Origin of the sequence: Paenibacillus sp. cl6col (assembly GCF_900102125.1) — a bacterium.
In the GTDB taxonomy this organism is placed as follows: domain Bacteria; phylum Bacillota; class Bacilli; order Paenibacillales; family Paenibacillaceae; genus Paenibacillus_B; species Paenibacillus_B suaedae.
In genome coordinates, this window is sequence record NZ_FNAZ01000007.1 from 103,102 (window position 1) to 126,693 (window position 23,592).

Here is a 23,592-nt window from a genome sequence, read left to right on the forward strand (position 1 = left end):
CTAGATTATCACATAGGATCTCTGCTTTTTTTCCTTTTACGGGCTGTACCGCGTGATAACAGTAATGCCGTCGGAACTATATTTTCTCAGTCTATAACTTTATTTTCTTTCTTCATCGACAATCGAAATCGTATCCTATTGAGCGTTGTCGATAACATCCTTCGGCACTTTGATTTCGGCCACTTCGTTATGCTTCGTAATCGTGCTCGTCACCTTCATGCTGATCGAAATCTTCTGTCCGTTCTCTTCCCCTTCGAGCACAAGTGTAAAGCCGCTCTTCGTCGGGAAGTAGGTTTCCTTATTCACGCCATATGTCATGGTAAGCGTCTTAACATTCATCTTGCCAAGCGCTTCCGCAGCTTCTTCACCAGATGACTCGGACAACAGCGTCTTCGCCAACTCCTTGCCTTTATCGCCAGACATATCCGTAGTCATGATGTATTCGTTACCTTCCACGGCAATCTTCGAATTTTTCTCTAACGGCTTGAATTTATCGAGATTTTGCGTCAAGCTCATTTGGCTCTTAATGTTCGTTTCCCACTGGCTCTTCAACTCATCCGGAACTTTCGCCCATTCGCCATTTACCTGAGAGTATGCTCCTTCTTTGGTGAAGTATTGTTTAATCGTTTGGTTCGTTTGGTCTGACACAATTGACGTATCTTGATAGAAACCAAGCGGTTCCTTTGTAAAGTCAGTTTTGATTGTAATATCCGATTTTTCTTCTTTGCTGCTGTCGCCTTGAATCCCATTCACTTGCTCAACATGGACATCCATTGAATAGCTCTTCAATGTTTTATCCGCATCCGTAGCCTTTTGAATCAATTCTCCTGCCGTAGGTGTTGAGTTGCCGCATGCTGTAATGCCTAGTACTACCATGATCGCTACGAGTGCTGCCGTCCACTTCTTCAAAACCGTCTGCCTCCCAAAATTAGTATGCTCCCTCATAGTAACCAATATCGATAGACAGACAAAGTGAACGTAGCCCTATTCCGAAACAGAAATTAGTAGAATAGAACTATTAATGCCATAAAAAAACCGCCAAATCCATAGATTCGACGGTCTCGTCTATACATTGCGATTACTTAGCGCTGTCCAATACTTCTTGTGGCACCTTGATTTCGCCAATCTCGTTATGCTTCGAGAATGTGCTTGTCATAACCATATTGAGTTCAACTTTCTGACCTTGCTCTTCTACTTCCATAGACATGTCGACATCGGATATTGTTGGTTGGTATGACTCCTTGTTGACACCAAACTTCATCTTAATGCTTTTAATCTTCATTTGCTCAATCATTGCTTCCATTTGAGGATTACTGTTAGAACCAGATTGGGTCATCAACGACTTCGCCAGTTCCTTCATCCCGTCACCGGACAAGTCCGCCGTCAAGATATAGTTAGTACCTTCTTCAGATACCTTCGAATCTTTCGCTATCGATTTGAAGCGTTCCAGGGACTGCTCTGGGCTTGCCCCTTTCTCCGCACCTTCAAGAATTTGTGCCTTCATGTCATCCGGCATCTTCGTCCATTGCCCGTTCACTTGTGAATAAATGCCGTCCTTCGAAATATACTGAACGACTTTTTGCTCACCTTGACCCGCTACGTTCATTGTCATTTCTTGATACAGATTGAAAGGCTCTTTAGTCATGTCGCTTTTCAGTTTTATTTCCGTATTTTGCTCTTGCTTCTGTTCACCTTGGCTAATTGTAAGATCCTGCTTCACTTGGCTGTCCATAGAGAAATTCTTGAGCGACTTGCTTGCATCAATTGATTTTTGAATAAGTTCATCGACAGATGGAACCTGAGCATCCTTTTTCTCTGTCTCAGTTGTCGTCTGTGCTGTAGAAGAGCTGTTTGCTCCAGCAGCGTCTTTTTTATCTCCACAAGCCGTCATGCTTACTACTAATATTGCCCCCAACAATAGTGCAACCCATTTTTTCAAAACTTTTTCCCCCTAAATGTTAGTATACTTACTCATATTAACCAATTCATACGTCTCTGTAACAGGGATTTTAGAACTAAAACATGTGTCAAATTGATGAAGGAACTAGATATTTAGTCCCATTCTCTGTATATTTATCATTTTTAGTTCTACCGTCTATAATCATATATATAGATACATTCTCGGAGGAATCATACATTGAAAAATCTACTCGTTACCGGCTACCGAGCTCACGAACTCGGTATTTATAACAATAAGCATCAGGGAGTTCCCTATATACGCAAAGCGATAGAATCTCGCCTTATTCCGCTAATTGAAGAAGGATTAGAATGGGTCATCACACCTGGCCAGTATGGAGTCGATTTATGGGCTTGCGAAGCTGCTATCTCGCTGAAACAACAATATCCGCAGTTGAAATGCTCCATTATTACGGCGTACGCCAATCCTGAAGCACAGTGGAGCGAGGAGAAGCAAACCTATTTCGAAGAAATTATGCGTGGAATCGATTACTATGGCACGGTGAGTAATGCTCCCTACAGTGGCAAATGGCAGTTCATCGCAAGGGACGAGCTGCTGTTCCGCAAGACAGATGGCATTCTGCTCGTCTATGATGAGGATTCGGGAGAGGCAAGTCCGAAGTTTACGAAGGAACGCGCCTTGAAGAAGCAAGAAGAAGAAGGCTATATCTATATCAATATCGGAGCAGAGGAAATTCAAGCGATTGCAGATGAGGAGCAAAGCAGCATGTTCTTCGAGTGAAAAATAATTGTTTTGAATAAAATTGGCTTGGTCTAGTGAAAACGGATATGTATCAAGTATGTAAGGGAGCAGGGGCTTCAGTTAATCGTTCCAAAAAAGTAATAGGTCGACTCTATAAAACCAGCGGCAGCTTTGTGTTGTAAAATAGTACACTGCCGCTTGTTCATTGAATGAATACAGCCATTAGTTCAATCACTTAGCATCATAAATTCATCTAATGTTATTCTCATTAGTTGGGTATCTTTATATTCTCCATCAAACAATTCTCTTTCATGTAGTACTTTTATCTTGTTAAATCCACATTTTTCATAACTCTTGATTGCTCTGACATTCACGATTTGTGGATCTATGTAAATATCCTCAACTCCTCGCTCGGTAAATAAATACCGAATGATAAGTTTCAATGCCAGAGTTCCGATTCCCTTATCCCAAAAATCAGTCTCTCCTATAAATATATCTAGTCCGAATTGCGGTTGATCAAGCTTTGCTCCATATTCATGAATTTCATCCTGTTGTAACGGATAGAACTGTAAATATCCTATAGAAGCATTATTAAATTCAATAATACACGGGGTGACATAATGCTCTCCTCTTGCCCGTGGCCCATATTTTCCTATAATCTGTTCCCATGTAAATCTGGTACTTGGACCTTCAATAAAACTTAGGATTTTTTTATCATTCAGCCATTTATATAACAAAGCAAAGTCTTCATCAGCATAAGACATTTTTCTAATCGATACCTGACCATCCGAAGCAAGCATTACGTCTTCCCCCTCTAATGGTTTATTTTGTTCAACCCCATCAACTAACATCTTGCGATATCTTTTTCATCTCAGTAATTTTGAGGAATAGCAGAATACAAGAACCCTATTGCTGAAAGTATTTTTGTTCGGTTTTGTCGCTCAGCCACATTATTTCCCGGAAAATGTTGCACCCCGCTCATTTCCACACGTTCCACTTAAACCAAACTAGATTCAAGCCTCAAGCTGTTCCCAATATTCGATCTATTGCAGGCTTCGTAAAGCAGGCCAATTGCTCGGGCAGCTCGTCCAGGGAAAACCAACGCATATCCCCAATTGCTCCGTTTGCCTCATTATTGCGTGCTTCTCCTCCCTGTACTGTCGTATCGTAGATGAGAGACACCCAGTGTTCATCATTTTCGGGACGGATCGTTTCCGCTGTACAGAGCAATTGGGTCACCGTTATATCCAGGTTAACTTCCTCTTTCACCTCACGGATCACGCATTCCTCTAACGATTCGTACATATCCAGCTTGCCGCCAGGAATGCTCCATGTTCCTTTTTCCGGGTTCCGGTTGCGCTTAACCAGCAGAATTTCGTCATTGTGATTGCGAATTACCGCTCCTACCCCTAATTTCGGAATTGCTGTTGTATGATTTGTAACTGTCATTGCCAATCACTCCTTAATCGAATATTCACCATCATTAGACTATTTAGGTCATGCAATGGTTTCACAAAAAGAGGAGTCGCGCATTGAGCGCACTCCTCCTTTTCTATCGATATTCAGCCTTACTTGAACCAGCCCTTCTCCTTAAACCGCGTAATCGCCTCAATGCGATTGCCCACATTAAGCTTGTCGAGAATAACTGAAATATAGTTGCGCACGGTTCCTGTCGTGATATACAGCTCTGAGGCAATTTCCTTCGTATTCTTGCCGTCTGCAATCAGACAAAGCACTTCCTTCTCCCGCTCTGTCAGCGGATTCTCTTCCGAGTATGCTTCATCTACCAGTTCAGAAGCATAGATCCGTCTGCCTGCCATAATGCTGCGGATTGCATCTGCCAGTTCCTCGCTCGGGCTGTCCTTGAGCAGATATCCATTCGCGCCAGCCTTCACGGCTCTCTCGAAATATCCCGGACGGGCAAAGGTCGTCAGGATCACGACCTTGCAGCCTGCACCCTTCAGTTCCTCAGCGGCATCCAGCCCGCTCTTCCCTGGCATCTCGATATCCATCAGGCATATATCTGGATTGTGCTCATGAACGAGCTTCACAGCCTCATCCCCATTGCTTGCCCGTCCAACAACACTCATATCTTCTTCTAAATCCAGCAGAGACGCTAGCGCTCCAAGCAGCATCCGCTGATCTTCCGCAATGACAATACGTATCACGTCCCCACCTCCTTAATAGGCTGCTTCGTCACGATCGGCACTTGTATGATGATGGCCGTACCTTGATCACATACAATGTCCATACTTGCGTTAATGAACTCAAGCCGTTCCTTCATTCCAAGCAAGCCATTGCCTGTCGACTGAAGGCTGGTGTCCATTCCAACACCGTTATCCTGCACCTTAACCATAAGTTCTGCTTGCGAAGATTCAAATTGAATCGAACAGGACGTCGCATTGCTATGCTTCACAATGTTCGTAACCGCTTCTTTTAGACACATACTGAGCACATTTTCATAAAGAAGCGAGATATTCGCAGGCTTGCCGCCTTCTAGGCTAAACTCAATTTGAGCCGCCTTCAAAATTTGCTTGATGCGAAACAGCTCATCCTCCAGCCGCGTTCCCCTCATTTGTGTCACCAGTTCCCGCACTTCCTTCAAGGCCGTTCTCGCTGTCTGCCGCACATCATTGATTTCTGCTTGGGCACGACCGGGATTCTTATGAATTAGCTTACCTGCAAGATCACTCTTCAGGCCGATGAGCGACAACTTCTGACCAAGCGTATCATGCAAATCACGGGCAATGCGGTGTCGCTCCTGCAGCTTCACCAGATCCGCAATCCGCTTGTTGGCATCCTCCAGCTCTCCTTGCAGCTTATCTCGCTTGTTGCGATTATAAGTCGTTACTGGGAGCAGGATAACTCCGATCATGCTGACAAGAACGAATGGCAGCTGCGTGATGAGCACCGGATTCTTCGTTACAAATCCATAGTTGATCGTCACAATCGTACTAATCAAGTGGATGGTATATAACGTAATAAAGCCGATTTTGTGCTGAATATTACCGATAAAGAACGCTAGAAACAGTGCAAAATATACGTATCCGAACAGTACGGTCATTGTAATGGAGATAATCACTTGGAAGGAGGTCCAAAAGTAGACCCACCATCCCTTCGATACAAACGACAACACATAGCAGCCGAAAAACGCCAGTATCATGACTACGCCAATACCAACTTCGTATGGCGAAGAGGCCCGAAATATAAAGTAAAAAGGAAGGATATAAAAGACAACCCACACGTACGGGCTCAATCCCGTACTCCTGTGAAATATGTGATACCACTTCTGCATGATTGTCTTCCTCCTTCCTCTTGCCATATTTAATTGTATCTTACCATAATGATGCCAAGCCGTGCTCATTATTCCCCTTGAATCCCCGCTCTTGGCGGCTTGATAGAGCTTCTAATGCGGCCTGACTTCTGCAGCAGCATCTGCTTGTGCTCCTTGAAGCTAACGAAGACCTTTCTCTCTTCATCCCATAGACGGAATCGGAGCGATTTCAGGCTCGTACGCAAAGTGATCGTCGTTGCCTTCTGCAGCGGAATGGACGCATCATGCGCCTTCTCCAAATTGTAGTTCGGCACCTTCGGACTAAGATGATGCACATGATGGAAGCCGATATTGCCGGTAATCCACTGCAGCAACTTCGGCAGCTTGTAATAGGAGCTTCCTTCTACCGCCGCCTTCACGTAGCTCCATTCATCTTCATGCTCGAAGTACGTCTCCTCGAATTGATGCTGCACATAGAACAGCCAGATGCCGAGCATGCCCGACAATAAGAAGATTGGCCCTTGGATCATCAGAAATGCCTGCCAACCTATGGCCCAACACAGCAATGCATATAACACTACAATTCCAATATTCGTAATGTGCGTATTCACTCGTTCCTTACGCTTCGCACCTTTGACATTGAAGCGATACGTAATAAGGAAGATGGCGATCGGCCCGATACAGAGCATGACCACTGGATTGCGGTATACACGATAAGCTAGACGTGTCCACCAGGAAGCCTCCTCGTATTCCTCAACCGTCAGCACCCACATGTCGCCAATTCCCCGCTTGTCTAGGTTGCTGCTTGTGGCATGATGGATAGAGTGACTGTTCTTCCATTGCTGGTACGGAACAAGGGTGATCACCCCTGTAATCGTTCCCAGAATATCGTTTGCCTTCCGACTCTTAAAAAAGGATTGGTGACAGCAGTCATGAAATATAATAAATGTCCGAATGACGAAGCCGGACGCCATGACCATGAACACGAGTGATAGCCAATAGGATACCGTAAGACTCGCATAAGCGGCATACCACAGAACCAAAAGCGGTAAAATCGTATTGCATATTTGTCGAATGCTCGATCGCATATCGATCTGTTCATAAGGCGCTACTTCCTTCTTCAAGCTAATAAGCTTCGAATCGGCCATTGTGTCAGTTCCCCCTAAATTGTTAACAAACATAGGTGATATCGCATGAACCCATACTTAATTATCTTAAGTATAGAGAATCCGTGTCATCCGCAGTAGTCATAAACGTCAGATAAGGGACATGATAAATGTCATATATGTCACGTTAAAACATGCAAACATAGGCGCGCCGATCCGCAAACAAACAAGCAGCCTGCTGAAATAGGTCAGCAGGCTGCTTGTTACTTCTTATTTATGAAGCGCGAATCGGATTGCGCGTCCGATCAAGCCGGGAAGCACCGATAAATGCCCTTCGCCGGGGAAGACGTGAAAATCAACGGACAAGCCGTTCTCCTCCAGCTGCTTCAAGCGCTGGTACATCTCCTCCGCATTATGCAGCATCCGATTCGGGTGTGAGGCTTCCTCTTCCCCGACGGTCATGAGCAGCCGCACAGGGGTTGGATCAGGCTCTACAGTTCGGTTCGCCGTAAATGCCTTCTCCGCCTCCAGCACGCAGCGATTGCTCCACCAGATGGAGGGGCTGCCCGCAATATAGGTCTGGAACAGATCAGACTTCGTGAACATCGTATTCAGCGTGAATAAGCCACCGAGTGAATGACCGAACAAAGCCTGCTTCGAACGATCTATCGGATACGCCTCTTCGATTGCTGGCTTCAGCTCTTCCTCGATGAAGCGAAGGAAGTTGTCGCCGCCTCCAGTTGGCGGCCATTCCTCCCCGCCTGGTCTTGGCGGCAAGGATGCACGATCCGTTGGAGGTGTCAGTTCATAGAAGCGATCCGCAGGAAAGTTTCCTTCCGTCAAATAACCAATCCCTACAACAACCAGAGGGCCGAAGCCGCGAATGCCTCGCCCCTTCAGCACGCGCGCCGACTCCGCGCAAAGAGGAAATAACGCGTTGCCGTCGAGCACATACAGAACCGGGTACCCCTCCGAAGGAGCTTCGCCCTCGGGAACACTAACACTAATTCGATAATCTCGGTTCGTATGCGTGGAACCCATATTGTAAACCGTAGAACGCGGCAGCGTAATCGGTTGTTCTGTTACTTTCATGCTGGTTCCTCCCCTATTGTGCGGAATGAATTCCGATGACTCTGCCGATGTCAATGTTATGTCTTTCGAACATCGGACCTATTTCGGAGCTCGATAGAGCAAGTAGATAAAATACGGAACGCCGAGCAGCGCCACAACGACACCTGCCGGCAATGATATCGGCGCAAAAATCGTTCTGCCGATATAATCGGAGACGACAACGATAACCATCCCGATTATTCCGCACACGGGCAGCATGCGATGATGACTCACACCGACCAGCTTCCGTGCAATATGCGGTGCAATCAAGCCGACGAAGCCAATGCTGCCGGATACGGATACACAAGCACTGACAAGTCCAATGCTGGCTATGAGCAGTAAATTTGTCTCCCTATTAACTGCCACGCCAAGACTCATCGCACTGTCTCGCTCGAATTGCAGCAAGTCCAGCTTCCATGACTTGAACCAAATGAATGGGACGCAAATGATGAGCCATGGCAATGCGGCCACAACGTAATGCCAGTTCGCATTCCACACGCTGCCTGACATCCACACCGTTGCCATCTCAAAGTCCTGCGGATTCATCTTCAATGAAATATACATAGACAATGCCCCGAGACCAGAAGCTACCGCAATACCAACTAAGATCAAGCGCTGCGGATCAAGCCTGCCTCGATGCCATGAGAACGCAAAAATAAAGATAGCTGCCAGCAAGCCACCGACAAGTCCAAACAAAGGCATAGCCATTACTGCAAACCAATCTGTGCCGACGATCTTCCCTTGGAAGAAAAACATAAACAGTACGACTGCAGCTCCGGCACCAGAGTTAATACCCAAAATCCCTGGATCGGCAAGGCCATTCCGCGTAATGCCTTGAATAACAGCACCTGCTATGCCCAGACCCAATCCTACCATCGCAGACAGTACAATGCGCGGCAGTCTGAACTCGAAGATAACAAGCTCATGATCCGGCTGCGGATCAATGCCCAGGATGGTATTGAAGACATCTTTCACCGTCATATCGAAGACACCATTTGTCACACTTATATAGACCGCCGTACAGAACAATGCGAGCCCAACGCCAAATACAATCCACCAACGAAGCAATGAATCTCTATGCACGTCCTCCCCCTCCTTTTTTGCGAATGAGATAGAGGAAGAATGGAACCCCAATTAAGGCTGTTACTACACCGACAGGAGTTTCGAATGGGTGGTTGATGAATCTGCTGAGTACATCGGCAAGGCCAAGGAACAATGCCCCCAGCAAGCCTGCACAAGGAACTGTCCACCGGTAATCGAGTCCAACCAGCATGCGTGCAATATGAGGAACAATTAAACCAACGAAGCCAATCTTGCCTGCCAGTGCTACCGAAATACCGGTCAAAATGACGACTGAAGCGGTTGCAAGCAGCTTTACAAAAAACGTCTTCTGCCCCAAGCCAGCCGCAACATCTTCGCCGAGCGAGAGTGTCGTAATTGATCTGGTGACAGACATCGCCAGAATAAATCCAACAATAGCAAATGGAATAACAAGCTTAATTAACTGGGGATCCAATTGATGAAGCCTAGCGTTATACCAGAAGCTGATATTCTGCGAAATTTGAAAATAAACGGCGATCGCAGATGAAATGCTGCTGAGCAGGGTTCCGATAACCGTTCCGACAATCGCCATCTTCACTGGCGACAACCCACCCGGAATCGTGGAGGCCAATCCCCACACGACAACGACGCCAAACAATGAACCTAATAACGAAAAGAAAATCATTTCGATGGATGACGCTGAAGGAACCAAAATCGTGCACAGCGTAATGACGAAGGCCGAACCATCAGATACCCCCATAATAGAAGGGGATGCAAGATAGTTTCTTGTCATCCCCTGCATCATGGCTCCTGATACGGCTAGGAACGCCCCGATCAAGAGCGCTCCTATTGCCCTCGGCATGCGCGAGTGCATAATAATTTGGTGATCTACATTCTCTGGATTAAAGTGGAACACAGCATCCCATACGGTATTCGCATCTATGTTCTTGGCTCCATAGAGCACGGATAATACGATGACCGCCACCATGGCAATTGGTGACAAGATCATGATTGCAATCGCCAATGCCTTCTTATTATGCATATCGTACCAACCTGTTGTTTATTATTTGAACATCTGAATTATTGGGACAGCTTATCTACTGCTGCTTCAAGGAACAAGAATTTGCTGAGCGCTGTGCCGCCTTGTGCGAGCGGGTCTACAACATTGACGAACACCTTGCCGTTCTTCACCGCATTAACGCTCTTCCAGATCGGATTGTTCTCCAAATCCTCCAATGCTTTCGGTGTATTCTTGTTCTCATCTGGAGAGAACTGAACGAACAGATAGTCAGGATTGATTTCCGAGAATTTCTCCAGCGAGATCAATTCTTGCGCCTTCGCTGCTTTCACTTCTGCCGGAGCCGTCAGACCCAAATCGTTATAGAGGGAAGCATTAAAGAAGACTCCCTCAGGGTAGATCGCCAGATCGCCCTTACGAACACGAACCGCCAATACCTTCTTGTCCTTCAGCTTGTCGCCGAACTTCGCTTTCGTCGCATCCAAGTCGGCTTTATATTTGTTCAAAGCCTCTTCCGCTTCTTTCTCCTTGCCTGTCAGTTCTGCCAAGAGCTTCAGATTGGCTTCCCAGTTCGTAGACACGTGAGATACCGGAATGGTAGTCGTAATTTTTTTGAAGTTCTCGATAGCCTCTGGCTTGAACTTCGTAGAAGCGAGGATGACGTCAGGCTTCAGCTTCAAGATGCCTTCGTAATCCGGCTCCATCTTCTCTCCGACCGATACGGCTTCCGTTGTCGCTTTCTTGAACAAGTCAGGGAACTGCCCGCTTACACTAATTGCACCAACTGGCTTCGCGTCAAGTACAACCGCATCTTCCATGGACTCCATAGAACCAGAAATTACGATACGAAGTTCTTTTTTAGCAGGGATCGTATACGTTTGATCCAAATACGTAATTGTTTTTGTTTCGCCGGATGGTGCCGACTCCTTATCTTTATTGTCTGTGTTAGACGCTGCGGGTGCAGTCGTTTCCGTGCCTGAACCGTTCTTCGCATCAGCGCCTTCTTTCGCGCCACCAGCACCGCATGCTGTCAAAGCCAGTGAAAGTGAAAGCAATAATAACCCCTTAGCCATCCATTTATTCATTTATTTCTGAACTCCCTTCGAACGCTTCAATTGATAATGATTATCACTATTAAATCATAGAACGTTTATCCCGAATCTCCAATGGATAAATTCCTGAATTGTTATGGACAATTTCCGGATAGCAATTGAAGCATTGTATCCATCATTCGTTCCATCGCGATTGGAGAATACTCGACCCAAGGATCCGTATGTATCAGGTGAACACGTTGACGACGCACAGCGCTAAGCTGCTGCCATCGCCAGCTTTCCTGCAGCTGTTCCCAAGCGGCTAACGTCTCGCTCTCTTGACAGACGTTGACGAGCAGACGATCTGGATTGATTAGGGCAAGCTGCTCCAATGACAGCTCCATGTTATAGACTTGCTCTGGCCATTGGAATGCCTGTTGGAGGTGCAGATTATCGAATACAACCTCTGCAATTCCACGATTGCAATATGCATAGATCTGCTTTCTCAAAATTCTAACAAAGAGGAAGGTCTCATCCTTCACTCCAGGTGGAAGTTGTTCTCTCACCCAATCCACTCTGCGATCATACTGAGCAAGCCAATTCGCAGCCTCCGTCTCTTCCCCAAGCAGCTTCGCTGTATGCACTAGCTGCTCTCGCCAATTCCTCGTACTTGGAACTTGACAGACATTGCCTACCTGACCAAGCTGCTCTTGCTCCTCCTCGGCAAGCCCGTCTATGCTGACGATTACATCCGGCGCCGCCTCGTGCAGCTTCACGATGTTCGCTTCCCAGTGCTCATTGACACGGTACGCACTGAGATGAACAGGAATATCATAGCGATATTGATCGTAATAGTATTTCGTCCATTTTGGGTGCAGCGGCGCAGCATATGGAATAATATTGAGCGCCAGCAGATAGCCCGCTACTCCAGTGCCGTATGCGGCAATTTTCTTCCTGCGACTCTTCATATAAACCGAAGGGGAAACACCAACCACCTGCTTGAACTTCCTGCTGAAATAAAATTCATCCTGATATCCAACCTGATGCGCGATATCTCGCAGCTTCACATCAGAGCGATTCAGAAATTGCTTCGCTTTATTCATTCGCAGCTCTGTCAAATAATCGTTTGAGCTGAGGCCAAATGTTTTTTTGAATAAATCGACGAAATACTTCGGACTCACTCCTGCAATGGCTCCCAATTGCTCGATCGACAAGCTGTCACTGTAGTGCAATTCCATGTATACCTTCGCTCTCTCAATTGATGAACTTCCATGATCAGTGAGGGACGGCTTCTTATTCAGCAGCGTATAGATAAGCTCCTGGAAGGCATATTGAGCACGGAATCGTTCCTGAGCACTCTCGCTGCCATGCATGCGAACGACTGCATCGCACAGAAGTGTCAGCTCTCCTGCCGAAGTCACCGCAATTGTCTCCTGGTGTTCGAATTCCCGTTCATCATGCAAGGGATGAAGCAGTGCTCCCTCCTCTGCTTCTCTATACATATCGAAATAAAAAAGATAGGCCTCTAAGCCATCTTCTGCTTCTGATTTCATGCCGAATGTATGAGCAGGGGCGAACCAATATGCACTTTCACGAGACAAGGAGTAGTCCTTCTTGTCCAGCTGTACCGTTCCATGCCCTTGGGTTGTAATGATCAACAGATGTGTACTTGTCCACTGTTGGGCGGATTGATAGCCCTGCACATCCTTGCGGTATTCTGCTGTACGCAGTTTATAGATCGCTTCATTCCAGGAAATGCGACTGCTGGAATGATTCCGTTTATTCATCGTTTTCATACTGCCTCCTACTTTATATAGAAGAAATCGGTGAGCATAATGAATCTATCCTCCTCATCATAATTGATAATGATTATCATTGTCAATATAGCTGTGAATGAAACCATTTACAAAGAGCCCAACAGTTCCTACCGTTGGGCTTGTCTAGCCTGATGACATTGTTCTTGCTAGTTCATTGGGAGCTGGCTATTACTCATCGCCAATTCTTCCTCTGACTTGTTCAAGAAGATGAGCATCTTCAATCCATCCTGTACGCCCTTTGCATAGATCCATCCCATTTGCATGGAAGCTATCTCGTTCTGCACTTGTACCCATTCCTTGTGCAAGCTGCGCCCACTTCGACCTAACTTGCGCTGAATTGAATGCTCCAATTCATCTAATTTATTCTGCAGTATTGTTATTTCCGGAAGTATCTCGACTTGTGTCCTAAGGAATTCCAATCGTTGCTGCAAGGTATCTTTTACCCAATCAGACATTTTTTCTTCCTCCACATCGATTACTAAACTGATTACGGAAATGCAATTATCCATGATTCATATCATTTTCCATATAATAGTTCCATTATAGTATAACATTTATCTTTTTGTTATGTTATAGTGATATCTCATTTTCCTCTACGATTCAATAACCTCTAAACTGAGGTGAACATCATGTCAGATTTGCTTAAGTTTGTTGGCGAACAGCTAAGAATGATTCGACTCGCAAAAGGATTAAGCCAGGAGCAAGTTGCAGAAAGAACGGGAAAAGAGGGCATGAGCAAGTCGCGGATATCCGATATTGAATCCGGGAAAGTCAATGTAACCTTGAAGACATTGGAATCTCTTATGCATGCGCTGGATATTATGCCTAGTGAACTGTTTGACTTCCAGAAGCTCGGCATCGAGGATGGCATCGAAGACAAGCAGATGCTTCTTGATCTACATAGAATCACGCTCATGGAAAGATCGATTGATGAGGTCAAGTATGTGGTTCGAACCACCAAGGATTTCCTTAACACGATGGATGCTAAAAGTTCCAAAGGAAATAAGCGTTCCTAAACGCAGCACCCGAGAATCACGACCTAATCGTCGCAAATACGAAAAACCCGCCCTCCTTATCCCGCGGGTTCTTCGTATTGTAAAATGGCGATCGTCTCGTTTACAACTCCGTTATTGTCAGTTTTCGATAGTTGGTTCTAGCCGCACCGAGCGTGCTTACTCCATACATGCCGTAGCTCCACGCATCATCCTCGTGCTGCAGCAATTGCTCACCATTGATGCTTAGTGTAAGGGTACTGCCGTCTGCGGTTACCTTGATGTCGTACTCTTGATTCAACTTCCACGGGTAAGTGCAGCTGGCTAGTTTCTTATAGCCGAAGTCATTTGCGTATAAGGACACTTGATCCTTACCGTCCAGTCCCGCATGGTAGCCGCGCATGGCGCCTTGAGCCCGTATCGCAACGAGATGTGAATCGCCGCTTTGTGGATTGAGCGTAACTTCAACCGAGTAATCTGTCGCAAAATAATTGCCTGCATATGACTCGCTAGGCTCGGCTGTCATCACGTACATGCTGCCATCTACCAAGCTCCATGCCCCTTGATTGTGAGCGAATGGGGTCACACAGCCGAAGCTCATCGCCTGCTTGTGGAAGTCAATTGTGTAGGCCGCACTGCCGTATATCTGGAATTCGTCAATGAAGATGCGTCCAAGACTCTTCGGTTTGCGCGTAGAGTCTGACTCCAGAACGATGCCAACCTCATCAATCAATTCTCCCTCTGTGTCTGGAATGACAAATTCCACATCGATCCACTGTTCGTTCACAAGCTTGCGGTAACCCTGTACCAAATCCCGCTTGCTCTTCGCCAAACGCACATATGGGGCGATCGTCATCGGTGCATTGCCGCCCCACTGATCGAGGTAAATTTTCATCGATACCGTCTGACCTGAATAAGCCTTCGGCGAGAAGGTAGGCGAATAACGCTCATCGTTGAAGTCATCCCGAGTGTAAAATGACTTATAGAACACCTTCGAGCTCTCACCGCGAGTCATGCGATCAAATAGAACCTCAAGCGATCCCGATCCTTGGTATGCCTGTTCTGTAGAATGCTTTACGCGGCAGAAGAATGGATCGGATACGCGGATATTATGTGTCGAGCCTGGCAGCTCGAAGTCAAAATGGATTTCATTCTCCTTGTTGTCCAGCAGCTCGGGCGGGCATGGCACATTGGCCAAGCGATAGCCCAGAATCGCGAGTTCCTTCGCATATGTAGGAATATCGAGAATGTTCAAATAACCGGAGATGCCCGACATGACGATGCCGTCATTGATCGGTGCGCGATAATGTTCCCCGATTCCGCTTAAGCCGCAAGCTACCCCAAGCACCGTTCCAACATTGCCAGCATTGCAATCCGTATCCCAGCCGCACATCGTCGCAATTTCCACAGTGAGGTTAAAGTCGCCCTGTCCGTAAATCATAGACAGTACACATACGCCCGCATTCGGGATGATATGGCATACACCCGTATATTTATCGTAGCCCCAATCCCGCTCCAGCATCGCGCGACATGCTCTGAAATCGTCCGGATGCTGTTCATGGAAGGCGAGGACAGCACGCGCAACCTGCGCGTAGAGGGAATCGCTTGGAATTTCCGCTAGACCTGCTTCAATAATGTCTTCGATGTTCGCTGTCTCGAAAGCCTTCGAGATCGCCGCACAGAAAAATCTCGCGCCAAGAACGCCCTCACCATCATGTGATACTCTTGCCGCCGCTTCGCCAAAGTCAGCCGCCTTCTTCGGATTGCAGGGATTCACAAGTCCCCATGTATCAATAAAAATCTGCCCGCCAATCTGTTCAGCAATAATTTGTCCATTCTGCTCAATCGAACCAGATTGCGGAGCAGAGATTCCTTTTTTCAAATTGATATACGCGGTATGCTCAGTGCTTACGCCATATCCGCCCCACCAGAACATGCCGATGCCTTCGCGAGAATAGTTGAGCCAAGCACGCGCCACATCATTTGGCGTAATGTCACGATCCACCGCATCATCATAGAGTGCACGGAGGAAATAATAAGGGCCGTTGGCATCGTCATCTGCCGCAAAATTTTTAAAATCCTTCACATATCCCGTAATCTCGCCATACGTATTCTGAATTCGCTCATAGGTCCAAATTGTCGGCTCTACCGGCGCTCCGAGCCGAATCCCGATATTCATTCCCAAGTAACCTGCATAAATCTTCTCTACATAATTGTTCGGTATCATACAATCTGTCACCGCCTCTAAGTCGTTATTCTCTTGCATGTTATGAAGTAAGAATGTTAGAACGTAAGAACGTTTTCCATTTTCGTATGCTGTAAATGAGTTACATCATCTGATCTATCATTTGCTCTCTCTTTCGATGTATCTGTGCATCCGTGCCAATGATCGCGGTTGCCGCTTCCATGAATGCTTCGCAGTGCTGATCGATGCGCTGCTGATTGATGTCTTCGAGTGTAGCTATCTCTTCCGCAGGTATGGCCTGCACGCCTTGCATAGCCCCCAGAATAGCGCCGATCATGACGCCGATGGAATCCGTATCGCGCCCCGAGCTGACCCCGTCCTTGACCGCTTCCAGCAGATTGCCCTCGTGCAGCAAGATATAAGCCAGTGCAAGCGGCAGCTCCTCGATGGCGAACAATCGGCTTGGCGTGTAGTGATTGGATGGGATGCCGATCTTGTGTATGCTCCGATGCACATCGTCTCCCATTGGTGAATAGCGCACGAGCACTTCATGGAAGGAACGAACGATTTCCTCTCGATCCTCCTTGCGGGACTGAAGAAGAAGAGCCGTCTCGCAAATGTCATGTATCGCCCGCTTCGTGCCGTCCTTCGCATAATGCAGCGCCGTATCCGCTATATCATGTACGGTCGCTCCCGGCTCCATTGCCTTCGCAACACAGCATGCCATTACGCCTGCCGCCTCGAGGCCGTAGCTGAGCTGATGCCCAGATGCGAACAGAATTGCCTCATCATAGGCTCCCTTCGGATTGCAGGCATTCACGATGCCGATCGGGGAGATATACATGGCTGCCCCGCAGTTGACCATATTGCCGTACCCGCCTTCGCGCGGTTCACAATTCGCGAGCACATGCCGATTGAAAATATGCTTCTCGGGATAGAACAATCGATCCATAATGAGCGCTTCCCGGCCGAATTCCGGAATATACCGTGGCCGAAACGCAATCTCCTTCACGAATTCATTTGCCATATCATAGGCATCCAGGTGACGGCGTTCCGTAACATATACATTCATTAATGCGAGCGTCATTAACGTATCGTCGGTAATAATGCCTTGGCCTCTCATTCTCCCCTGCCTCGCCGCCTCCGGCCAATCCGCCTTCCACCATTTCGTTTGCGTTGTTTCCACGCGCCCATACTTCTCTTTAATTTCGCTGTACGTCATTTTCTCTACGACAGCACCCATTGCATCCCCATAGGCTGTTCCGTAGATTGCTCCTTGTACTCGCTGCGCAAAAGAAACCATCCCGTTTCTCTCCCTCCTGCCTGAAGAGCGAGGCAGTCGCCTCGCTCCCCGATATCCAGTCTCATACGCTCTAGCTTTCGAGCTTCCTATTTGATCGTTTGATTCGCGTACTCTGTAATTTCCTTGCCACCGGCATCATTCCACGCCTGCACGAACTTGTCGAAGTCAGCTGCCGATTTGCTGCCCATCACGATGTTCGCTGCGAATTCCTTGTACAGCTCATTGCAGGCGTCCCATTTGCCGGCAAGTTCGGCTGGTATTATGAAGGCATTATCCTTGCTCGACAGAAAATCAATCATCTCCAGTGACTTCATTGCCGGTTCAGACAGGTATGGTGTCGCAGGATCGAATTCATGTTCCGGCTTGAAGTTAATCGTAGAGCCGACGAATAGCGGGTACCATTCCGCGAATTTGTCCTTCAGCTTGATTTTGTTGTTAACGATCTCATACTCTTCACCTTCAATGCCAAGCTTGTCGAGCATCTGCCCCTTCGGGCTAGCCAAATATTCGAGTACAGCAAAGGCCAAATCTTTATGCTTGGACACTCTGCTTATCGCAAAGCCGCGGCTTTCCTTGCTGACATCGATCGGCAGGTAGCCTTGCGCCTTGCCTTTCGCTGGCGGGAGAGGCATTACCTTGGCCGACGCTCCATTCTGAGACGTCATTTTGTTATTGTACAGGTCGATCACCTTGCCCTGTGTCCCTGCGATAATGGCAGCTTGGCCATCATAAAAAGCTTTTTCCTTCGTATCCCATTTCTTTGTTAGAAACTCTGGATCAAGCAAACCTTCCTTATACAGCTTGGCATAGAACTCCAGCTTGTCCTTTTCAAAGGATGTAGTTTTGCCGAATGCGTATTTCCCGTCCGCGCCCTTAATCCATGTCGAGGTCAAACCGAATGCTTGTGCGAACATCACATCAAGCTCATCAAGATTGCCCGCTGTCGTGTAGGCAAATTTGGCATCATTCTTTTCTTTCATTTCTTTGAAAAAATGATAATAGTTATCTATGGAAGGATCCGCGAGCAATTCCTTGCCTGTTGCAGACTTAACGAACCAGTCCTGGCGCATGACCGGAATTTGGCTGCTTGTTGGCGACAGCCATACTAAGTACGGATAGTTTTTCGTGCGTTCTTGATTGAACACGTTCATGGATGCTTTGACATGGGTGGATTGTTCAATGTAAGGGGTGAGATCTTCAAGGATTTGCTGCGTGATGGCAAATGCGTAATCCCCGCCTTGGAAGTACATAATGTCCGGAATCGTGCCGCTTTGCAGCAGTAAGCCCAGCTTCTCCGAATAAGTTCCGCTCTGTACTGGAACGACCTCCAGCTTAATGTTCTTTCCTTCTGCCTTCATGCCTTCCTCAATCCCTTTAATCACCCTTGCATCAGGCGGCAGATCCTTGCCGACAATTGATATCGTGACTGCCTCTTGTTCGGATGATGATTGTGCATCTCCCGCATCCTTCGTTCCGCTGGAACCACACGCTGTAGTAAGCATCATCAAGCTGGCAAGCATAAGGAAAATCATTTTTTTCATTGCATTTCCTCCCCCATATTTATAATCCTTTGTGTTCATAGATGGTTTTCAGCACTAAGAAGGCTACTGCATTTTTTGAACAAAATGCATTTCTTTGATCACAATAGCTTGTTTATTCTTTCACTCCGCCCTCCATCACTCCGCTTGTATAATGTCTCAGAATGACAGGATAGAGGATAAGAAACGGGATAATGGCAATGACGATCGTCGCTGCTTTCAGAGATGAGAAATCCAGCTGCGCAACATTACTGTTTTTCAGCAGATCGGCTGTCCCGATTAAGGCCGTGCTGTCCCGCTCCACAACGAACTGCCGAAGCAGCACTTGCAATACGGTATTGTCGCGACTCGATAGAAAAATGCTCGATTTGAAAAATTCATTCCATTTCGCAACCGCATAGAACATCCCGATTGTCAGCAGCGGTATGCGAGCCAGCGGCAGGACGATTTTGACGAACATTCGAATATGTCCGGCACCGTCGATTCTCGCCGCCTCGATTAGGGAGTCCGGGATCTCTTCAAGGAAACGCATCATAATGATAAGGTAGTACACATTGATCATCCGGTAGAATACCATAGCCCATAAGCTGTCGAGCAGATGCAAATCCTTAATGACCATGTATTCCTGCACGATCCCCGGTTCGAAGATCATAATAATAATGAGGAAAATCATAATCGGCGTTTTGCCTACTAAATGTTTGCGGGTCAGCACATAGGCCGCGAGTGTGGTAAAGATAACGCTGATACATGTACCCGTAATTGAAATAAACAAAGAGTTCAACAGCGCCTTGCTGACCAGTGCATTGTTGAGCACAACTTGAAAGTTAATAAGGGAGAAGCCTTGCGGCCAGATTTCATAGCCCCGCAGCATATGAACCTTGTCTGGATTCGACAGCGCTCTGGCAATCAAGTTCATGATCGGGATGAACATCGTTAAGACAAGTGCTGAGAGGATAAGGCCGATCAGCATTTTGGATACGGTTATTTTATTTCGCAAGATGCATCCCTCCTTACCAGGCGCCTTTGTTCGTAATTTTTTTCGATATAAAATGAGTCGACAGCACAAGGACGACCCCAATTAAGCTCTTGAATAAATTCGCTGCCGTTGCAAATGAGTATTGGCCATTAATGAGACCGACCCGATACACGTAAGTATCGATGATATCGATCTTGCTATTGACCGAATCGTTCGTGAAGTTCAACACTTGATCCAGCCCGGCATTCATAATGAAGCCGACATTGAGAATGAAGATCGTGACCATCGGAATATACAAATGCGGAAGCACGATCCGCGTTACAATATGCCAGCGGCTTGCCCCATCTACATATGCCGCTTCGTACAAGCTAGGGCTGATTCCCATGATGGCCGCAAGATAAATAATCGAATCCCATCCGATACTGCGCCATGCCTCACTCGCCAGCAGAACCCAGCGAATGCTGCCCTTGTCAGTCAGAAAATCATGCGCGGGAAAGCCGAACACTTGAATGAGCTCATTGACGGCACCTGTCGATGGAGATAAGAACTCGAACCATATCCCTGTAATGACGACCCACGATAAAAAGTGAGGCAAATAGGAGATAACCTGAACCGCCTTGCGAAAGCGCCCATTGCGGAATTCATTAAGCATTAATGCGAACAAAATGGGCAGTGGGAACAGCAACACCAGCTTCATCGCACTAATGATGAGCGTATTCGCCAGAACATTCATAAAAATGGGCGTACTGAATAATTCGCGGAAATATTTCAAGCCCACGAACACATGGTCACCCAAAATGCGATAGTCAAAGAAGGCCAGCTTCATTCCGATAATGGGCCATATATGAAAAATAAGAAAATACGCAATACAAGGCAGCAGCAGGAGATAGAGCACTTTGTCCGCCCACACCCGCTTTAATTTCGAAGCCGCTTTCATTTCCACTCACCTCCGGGCGGTTGCTTAGCTGATTTCCAATTCCATGAGCGGAGCATGCTGCTGCGCTCCATATACATCCCGATCGAATACGGTGCCTGAGGACACCTGTCTGGCGAACGTAATTTTGAAGCCGAGCGCTTGGTCGAAAAACACAAGCTGCGTAATATGTTCAACCGGAATTTGGTATAACTTGGATACCGTCTCTTTATTCATTCGACCAGACTGCTTCATTTTGTAATAGAGTTCCGGTTCTTTGAACAAGACGTCTATCGTAATCTCGAAGGGGCCGCTATTTTTGCTTCGAAATACGGCCGCAGCGTCATATAGCTTCATGACTACACCTCTGTATATTCGTTCTTGAACATCTCCAGCCCATCCTCAACCTCCATCAAGTGGTAGACGGAAAATTCATAAACGTCGCCGAACGGCACGTCGCTCGGTGCAAATGGGAATGCCAGATTGCCAGCCGTCGACTTTCTTCCCTCATACCCGTAATGAAGGAAGGTGGAACGGGCAGAGCTGCAAATCGCATTCGCCAGTTCCTGCGTCTTGGCAGTTACCTCGATGACGACACCGAGCTCATGAGCAGGTGCCCGATTCGGCTCCAGCTCTCCCAACACGCCATTCAAGCCATAATTAATGAAATGAATGTGGTAGTCTTCCCTTGAAATTTCATCGTAGTACTCATACACCTGCTGCTTGACCAGTTCCTCTACCTCTTCAATCCGTGCAATAAGGAGCGGATCGCGTACACCGGCAATGACGAAGGTACGGCAGGCCACCTTCATAGCGCCTTCCAGCTTGATTTTGTACACCGGAGTCTCCGATATTCGACTGCCGCTTACTTCTACACTGCCATCACCAAGCTCCGTGAAGATGCAATGCTCCAAATCCAGCGTCAGTCCTGGGCCGTGCAAAATGTATGGATGATCCTTCTCATAAAACGTGTGGGCGGCAACCGACACTGCTGTGCACTTGCGCACCTCGCTAAGCGGCTTCACGATAAAGGAATCCGGCTGCAATATGCCCAGCATGCAATCCTTAGTCGTACCCGGTTCAGCCGACAGCGCGGCGCACTCTAGTATTTTCCCTAGATGATAGGCAAGCGCAGTATCGAATCCATGTAGCATGGCAACTGCCGCAAATGGAGACGGATCATAGGCCCGTCCGCAGATCACAATATCTGCTCCTGTTTGAAGCGCCTCTACAATGGGCTCATGCCCCATCTGCGCCACGATGTTCGTTGTTGCCGCCAAGCGCTCCTGAGTCAGCGGCGCAACCGTCAGGCCTAATGGCGCACACTGCCCGGCATCCAGCTTCGCAGCAACCACCTCGTGAGGAATGTCTGCCCAGATCGTGGCGATTTTGATGCCTTGGAAGCAATGCTCTTCAAGGATCTCCATGATGATGGCCTGCGTCCATTCCACATGTACCTTGGCGCCGCTGCCCCCAGCCGATCCGATGATGATCGGAATCTTCGCCTGGATTCCTGCGTTGATCATAATCTCCAAGTCCTTCTTGCAAGCCTGCTTGCTGACGATTGCAGTTCCCGCACCCAGCTTATGGGGGCCGGCATCCGTAGACCCAGCGTCTACGACAATGGCATCCGGATGATGCGCCATACCGTTCATGAACGAGGCCCTTGGGAAGCCATAGCCCAGCATCCCGCACGGGGCCAGGATTTTGAATTGTTCTTTTGTCATAGGTACCCTCCACCATCACAGTACGCAATGCGTGTTGTAATTTTTTGTTTGCAGCTTGCTATCCGGTGTTCTTTAGGGTCTAGGTGTGAGTTCTAGGGAGTATTGGAAATGTGGGTAATTGGATGATCCAATTTAATGATCAAAAGGAAGCGATGCGCTCACCCTTTTGAGCTTCCATTGTGGAGCAGAATGTTCTGCTTAACTTGTTGCAAGTGATAGAGCAGTGATTCCTTTGCTTTTTGTGGGTTTTTCTCCTTAATGGCTTGTAAAATGCGGTAATGCTCCTTATATACATCGTCCTTGCGTCCCGGAATATGTTCCGTCTTCGCAAGTGTCTTCTGCAGCAGATCGATATGCAGATCGATCAAGTTGACGAGTACAACATTGTGTGTCGCCTTGGCAATAGAGAGATGGAATGCTTGATCCGGATTGGCTTGACCATTCGAATCATCCGAATCATCGGAGTCACGGTCAATCTTGCCCCATTTCTCAAATGCCTGCTCAATCTCCCGAATATCCTGCTCGGTCGCTCGTTCCGCTGCAAGCTCGACGATGCCCGTCTCGAATATCTCTCTTGCTTCGAGCAGCTCAATGATCGTGGCTCGTTCGATATTCTCCAGCATACGCTTCTTGTCTTCCGCTTCGTTCAGCTTCTTGCTCAAGAAGCGTCCACCTCCGGGGCGCGTCTCTATGAGTCCTTCTCGTTCGAGAATACGGAAGGCCTCCCGCAAGGTTCCGCGGCTAATGCCGAATGCTTGGGCAAGCTCTCTTTCTGTTGGCAATACATCTCCCGGAGCCAGGTTGCCTTCGAGAATCAGATTCTCTATTTGTTCAATGACATCTTCATAGACACGGTGGTACTTAATTTTTTTAATCGTCATTGCTCATTACCTTTCATGCGT

Annotated in this window: 23 protein-coding genes; 2 read left to right on the forward strand and 21 right to left on the reverse strand. The window is 47.3% G+C overall.

Annotated features, from left to right (window positions below; all coding sequences use genetic code 11):
- Nucleotides 1-135: 135 nt before the first annotated feature.
- Nucleotides 136-909, reverse strand: a complete 774-nt coding sequence (locus BLS15_RS18645; RefSeq protein ID WP_021255355.1) for a DUF6612 family protein — start codon at nucleotides 907-909, stop codon at nucleotides 136-138.
- A gap of 169 nt (nucleotides 910-1,078) precedes the next feature.
- The gene (locus BLS15_RS18650; protein ID WP_021255356.1) at nucleotides 1,079-1,939 is read right to left on the reverse strand and encodes a DUF6612 family protein; all 861 of its coding nucleotides are present in this window, start codon (nucleotides 1,937-1,939) and stop codon (nucleotides 1,079-1,081) included.
- 198 nt (nucleotides 1,940-2,137) lie between these two features.
- On the opposite strand from BLS15_RS18650, the gene BLS15_RS18655 reads away from it, so the two are divergent.
- The gene (locus tag BLS15_RS18655) at nucleotides 2,138-2,698 is read left to right on the forward strand and encodes an SLOG family protein (protein WP_021255357.1); all 561 of its coding nucleotides are present in this window, start codon (nucleotides 2,138-2,140) and stop codon (nucleotides 2,696-2,698) included.
- Nucleotides 2,699-2,886: 188 nt separating this feature from the next.
- Here BLS15_RS18655 and BLS15_RS18660 read toward each other — a convergent pair whose 3' ends face one another.
- From BLS15_RS18660 to BLS15_RS18710, 11 genes are all read right to left on the reverse strand, one after another.
- Complete coding sequence (locus tag BLS15_RS18660; protein WP_081677017.1) at nucleotides 2,887-3,510, reverse strand: GNAT family N-acetyltransferase; 624 nt, start codon at nucleotides 3,508-3,510, stop codon at nucleotides 2,887-2,889.
- Between the two features lie 169 nt (nucleotides 3,511-3,679).
- Nucleotides 3,680-4,108 (reverse strand): NUDIX domain-containing protein, encoded by a 429-nt coding sequence (locus BLS15_RS18665; protein WP_028531982.1) that lies wholly within the window; start codon nucleotides 4,106-4,108, stop codon nucleotides 3,680-3,682.
- Between the two features lie 119 nt (nucleotides 4,109-4,227).
- Nucleotides 4,228-4,827, reverse strand: coding sequence for a response regulator transcription factor (locus BLS15_RS18670; protein WP_021255360.1), 600 nt, complete (start codon nucleotides 4,825-4,827; stop codon nucleotides 4,228-4,230).
- Nucleotides 4,824-5,954 (reverse strand): sensor histidine kinase, encoded by a 1,131-nt coding sequence (locus tag BLS15_RS18675; RefSeq protein WP_021255361.1) that lies wholly within the window; start codon nucleotides 5,952-5,954, stop codon nucleotides 4,824-4,826. Before BLS15_RS18675 ends, BLS15_RS18670 begins: the two co-directional genes overlap by 4 nt.
- Nucleotides 5,955-6,022: 68 nt before the next feature.
- Nucleotides 6,023-7,081, reverse strand: coding sequence for a Delta(5) desaturase DesA (locus BLS15_RS18680; RefSeq protein WP_028531981.1), 1,059 nt, complete (start codon nucleotides 7,079-7,081; stop codon nucleotides 6,023-6,025).
- 228 nt (nucleotides 7,082-7,309) lie between these two features.
- Nucleotides 7,310-8,131: an alpha/beta hydrolase gene (locus BLS15_RS18685; RefSeq protein ID WP_021255363.1), complete on the reverse strand. Its 822-nt coding sequence runs from the start codon at nucleotides 8,129-8,131 to the stop codon at nucleotides 7,310-7,312.
- Between the two features lie 78 nt (nucleotides 8,132-8,209).
- Complete coding sequence (locus tag BLS15_RS18690; protein WP_269321441.1) at nucleotides 8,210-9,217, reverse strand: FecCD family ABC transporter permease; 1,008 nt, start codon at nucleotides 9,215-9,217, stop codon at nucleotides 8,210-8,212.
- A gap of 7 nt (nucleotides 9,218-9,224) precedes the next feature.
- The gene (locus BLS15_RS18695; protein ID WP_028531979.1) at nucleotides 9,225-10,232 is read right to left on the reverse strand and encodes a FecCD family ABC transporter permease; all 1,008 of its coding nucleotides are present in this window, start codon (nucleotides 10,230-10,232) and stop codon (nucleotides 9,225-9,227) included.
- A 38-nt stretch (nucleotides 10,233-10,270) separates the two neighbouring features.
- The gene (locus BLS15_RS18700) at nucleotides 10,271-11,293 is read right to left on the reverse strand and encodes an ABC transporter substrate-binding protein (RefSeq protein ID WP_028531978.1); all 1,023 of its coding nucleotides are present in this window, start codon (nucleotides 11,291-11,293) and stop codon (nucleotides 10,271-10,273) included.
- A gap of 101 nt (nucleotides 11,294-11,394) precedes the next feature.
- Nucleotides 11,395-13,026, reverse strand: coding sequence for an AraC family transcriptional regulator (locus tag BLS15_RS18705; RefSeq protein ID WP_175460806.1), 1,632 nt, complete (start codon nucleotides 13,024-13,026; stop codon nucleotides 11,395-11,397).
- 176 nt (nucleotides 13,027-13,202) lie between these two features.
- Nucleotides 13,203-13,511 carry a hypothetical protein gene (locus tag BLS15_RS18710; protein ID WP_028531976.1) on the reverse strand — a complete coding sequence of 103 codons (309 nt, stop codon included), beginning with the start codon at nucleotides 13,509-13,511 and terminating at the stop codon, nucleotides 13,203-13,205.
- 174 nt (nucleotides 13,512-13,685) lie between these two features.
- Between BLS15_RS18710 and BLS15_RS18715 the strand changes: the two genes are divergently transcribed.
- The gene (locus tag BLS15_RS18715; RefSeq protein ID WP_021261022.1) at nucleotides 13,686-14,072 is read left to right on the forward strand and encodes a helix-turn-helix domain-containing protein; all 387 of its coding nucleotides are present in this window, start codon (nucleotides 13,686-13,688) and stop codon (nucleotides 14,070-14,072) included.
- 100 nt (nucleotides 14,073-14,172) lie between these two features.
- On the opposite strand, the gene BLS15_RS18720 is transcribed toward BLS15_RS18715, so the two are convergent.
- The 8 genes from BLS15_RS18720 to BLS15_RS18755 form a co-directional block, all read right to left on the reverse strand.
- Complete coding sequence (locus BLS15_RS18720; protein WP_021255370.1) at nucleotides 14,173-16,275, reverse strand: ADP-ribosylglycohydrolase family protein; 2,103 nt, start codon at nucleotides 16,273-16,275, stop codon at nucleotides 14,173-14,175.
- A gap of 100 nt (nucleotides 16,276-16,375) precedes the next feature.
- A complete protein-coding gene (locus BLS15_RS18725) occupies nucleotides 16,376-17,536 on the reverse strand; it encodes an ADP-ribosylglycohydrolase family protein (protein WP_090513220.1) in 1,161 nt (386 codons plus the stop codon).
- A gap of 86 nt (nucleotides 17,537-17,622) precedes the next feature.
- Complete coding sequence (locus BLS15_RS18730; protein WP_021255372.1) at nucleotides 17,623-19,077, reverse strand: extracellular solute-binding protein; 1,455 nt, start codon at nucleotides 19,075-19,077, stop codon at nucleotides 17,623-17,625.
- 112 nt (nucleotides 19,078-19,189) lie between these two features.
- On the reverse strand, nucleotides 19,190-20,071 hold the full coding sequence (locus BLS15_RS18735) for a carbohydrate ABC transporter permease (RefSeq protein WP_021255373.1): 882 nt from the start codon (nucleotides 20,069-20,071) through the stop codon (nucleotides 19,190-19,192).
- Between the two features lie 13 nt (nucleotides 20,072-20,084).
- Complete coding sequence (locus BLS15_RS18740; protein ID WP_090513225.1) at nucleotides 20,085-20,987, reverse strand: ABC transporter permease; 903 nt, start codon at nucleotides 20,985-20,987, stop codon at nucleotides 20,085-20,087.
- Nucleotides 20,988-21,011: 24 nt separating this feature from the next.
- Complete coding sequence (locus BLS15_RS18745; protein ID WP_090513234.1) at nucleotides 21,012-21,320, reverse strand: DUF4387 domain-containing protein; 309 nt, start codon at nucleotides 21,318-21,320, stop codon at nucleotides 21,012-21,014.
- A 2-nt stretch (nucleotides 21,321-21,322) separates the two neighbouring features.
- Entirely contained in the window at nucleotides 21,323-22,690 is a 1,368-nt protein-coding gene (locus tag BLS15_RS18750; protein ID WP_021255376.1) for an acyclic terpene utilization AtuA family protein, read from the reverse strand.
- A 158-nt stretch (nucleotides 22,691-22,848) separates the two neighbouring features.
- Nucleotides 22,849-23,571, reverse strand: a complete 723-nt coding sequence (locus BLS15_RS18755) for a FadR/GntR family transcriptional regulator (RefSeq protein ID WP_021255377.1) — start codon at nucleotides 23,569-23,571, stop codon at nucleotides 22,849-22,851.
- Between the last annotated feature and the right edge of the window lie 21 nt (nucleotides 23,572-23,592).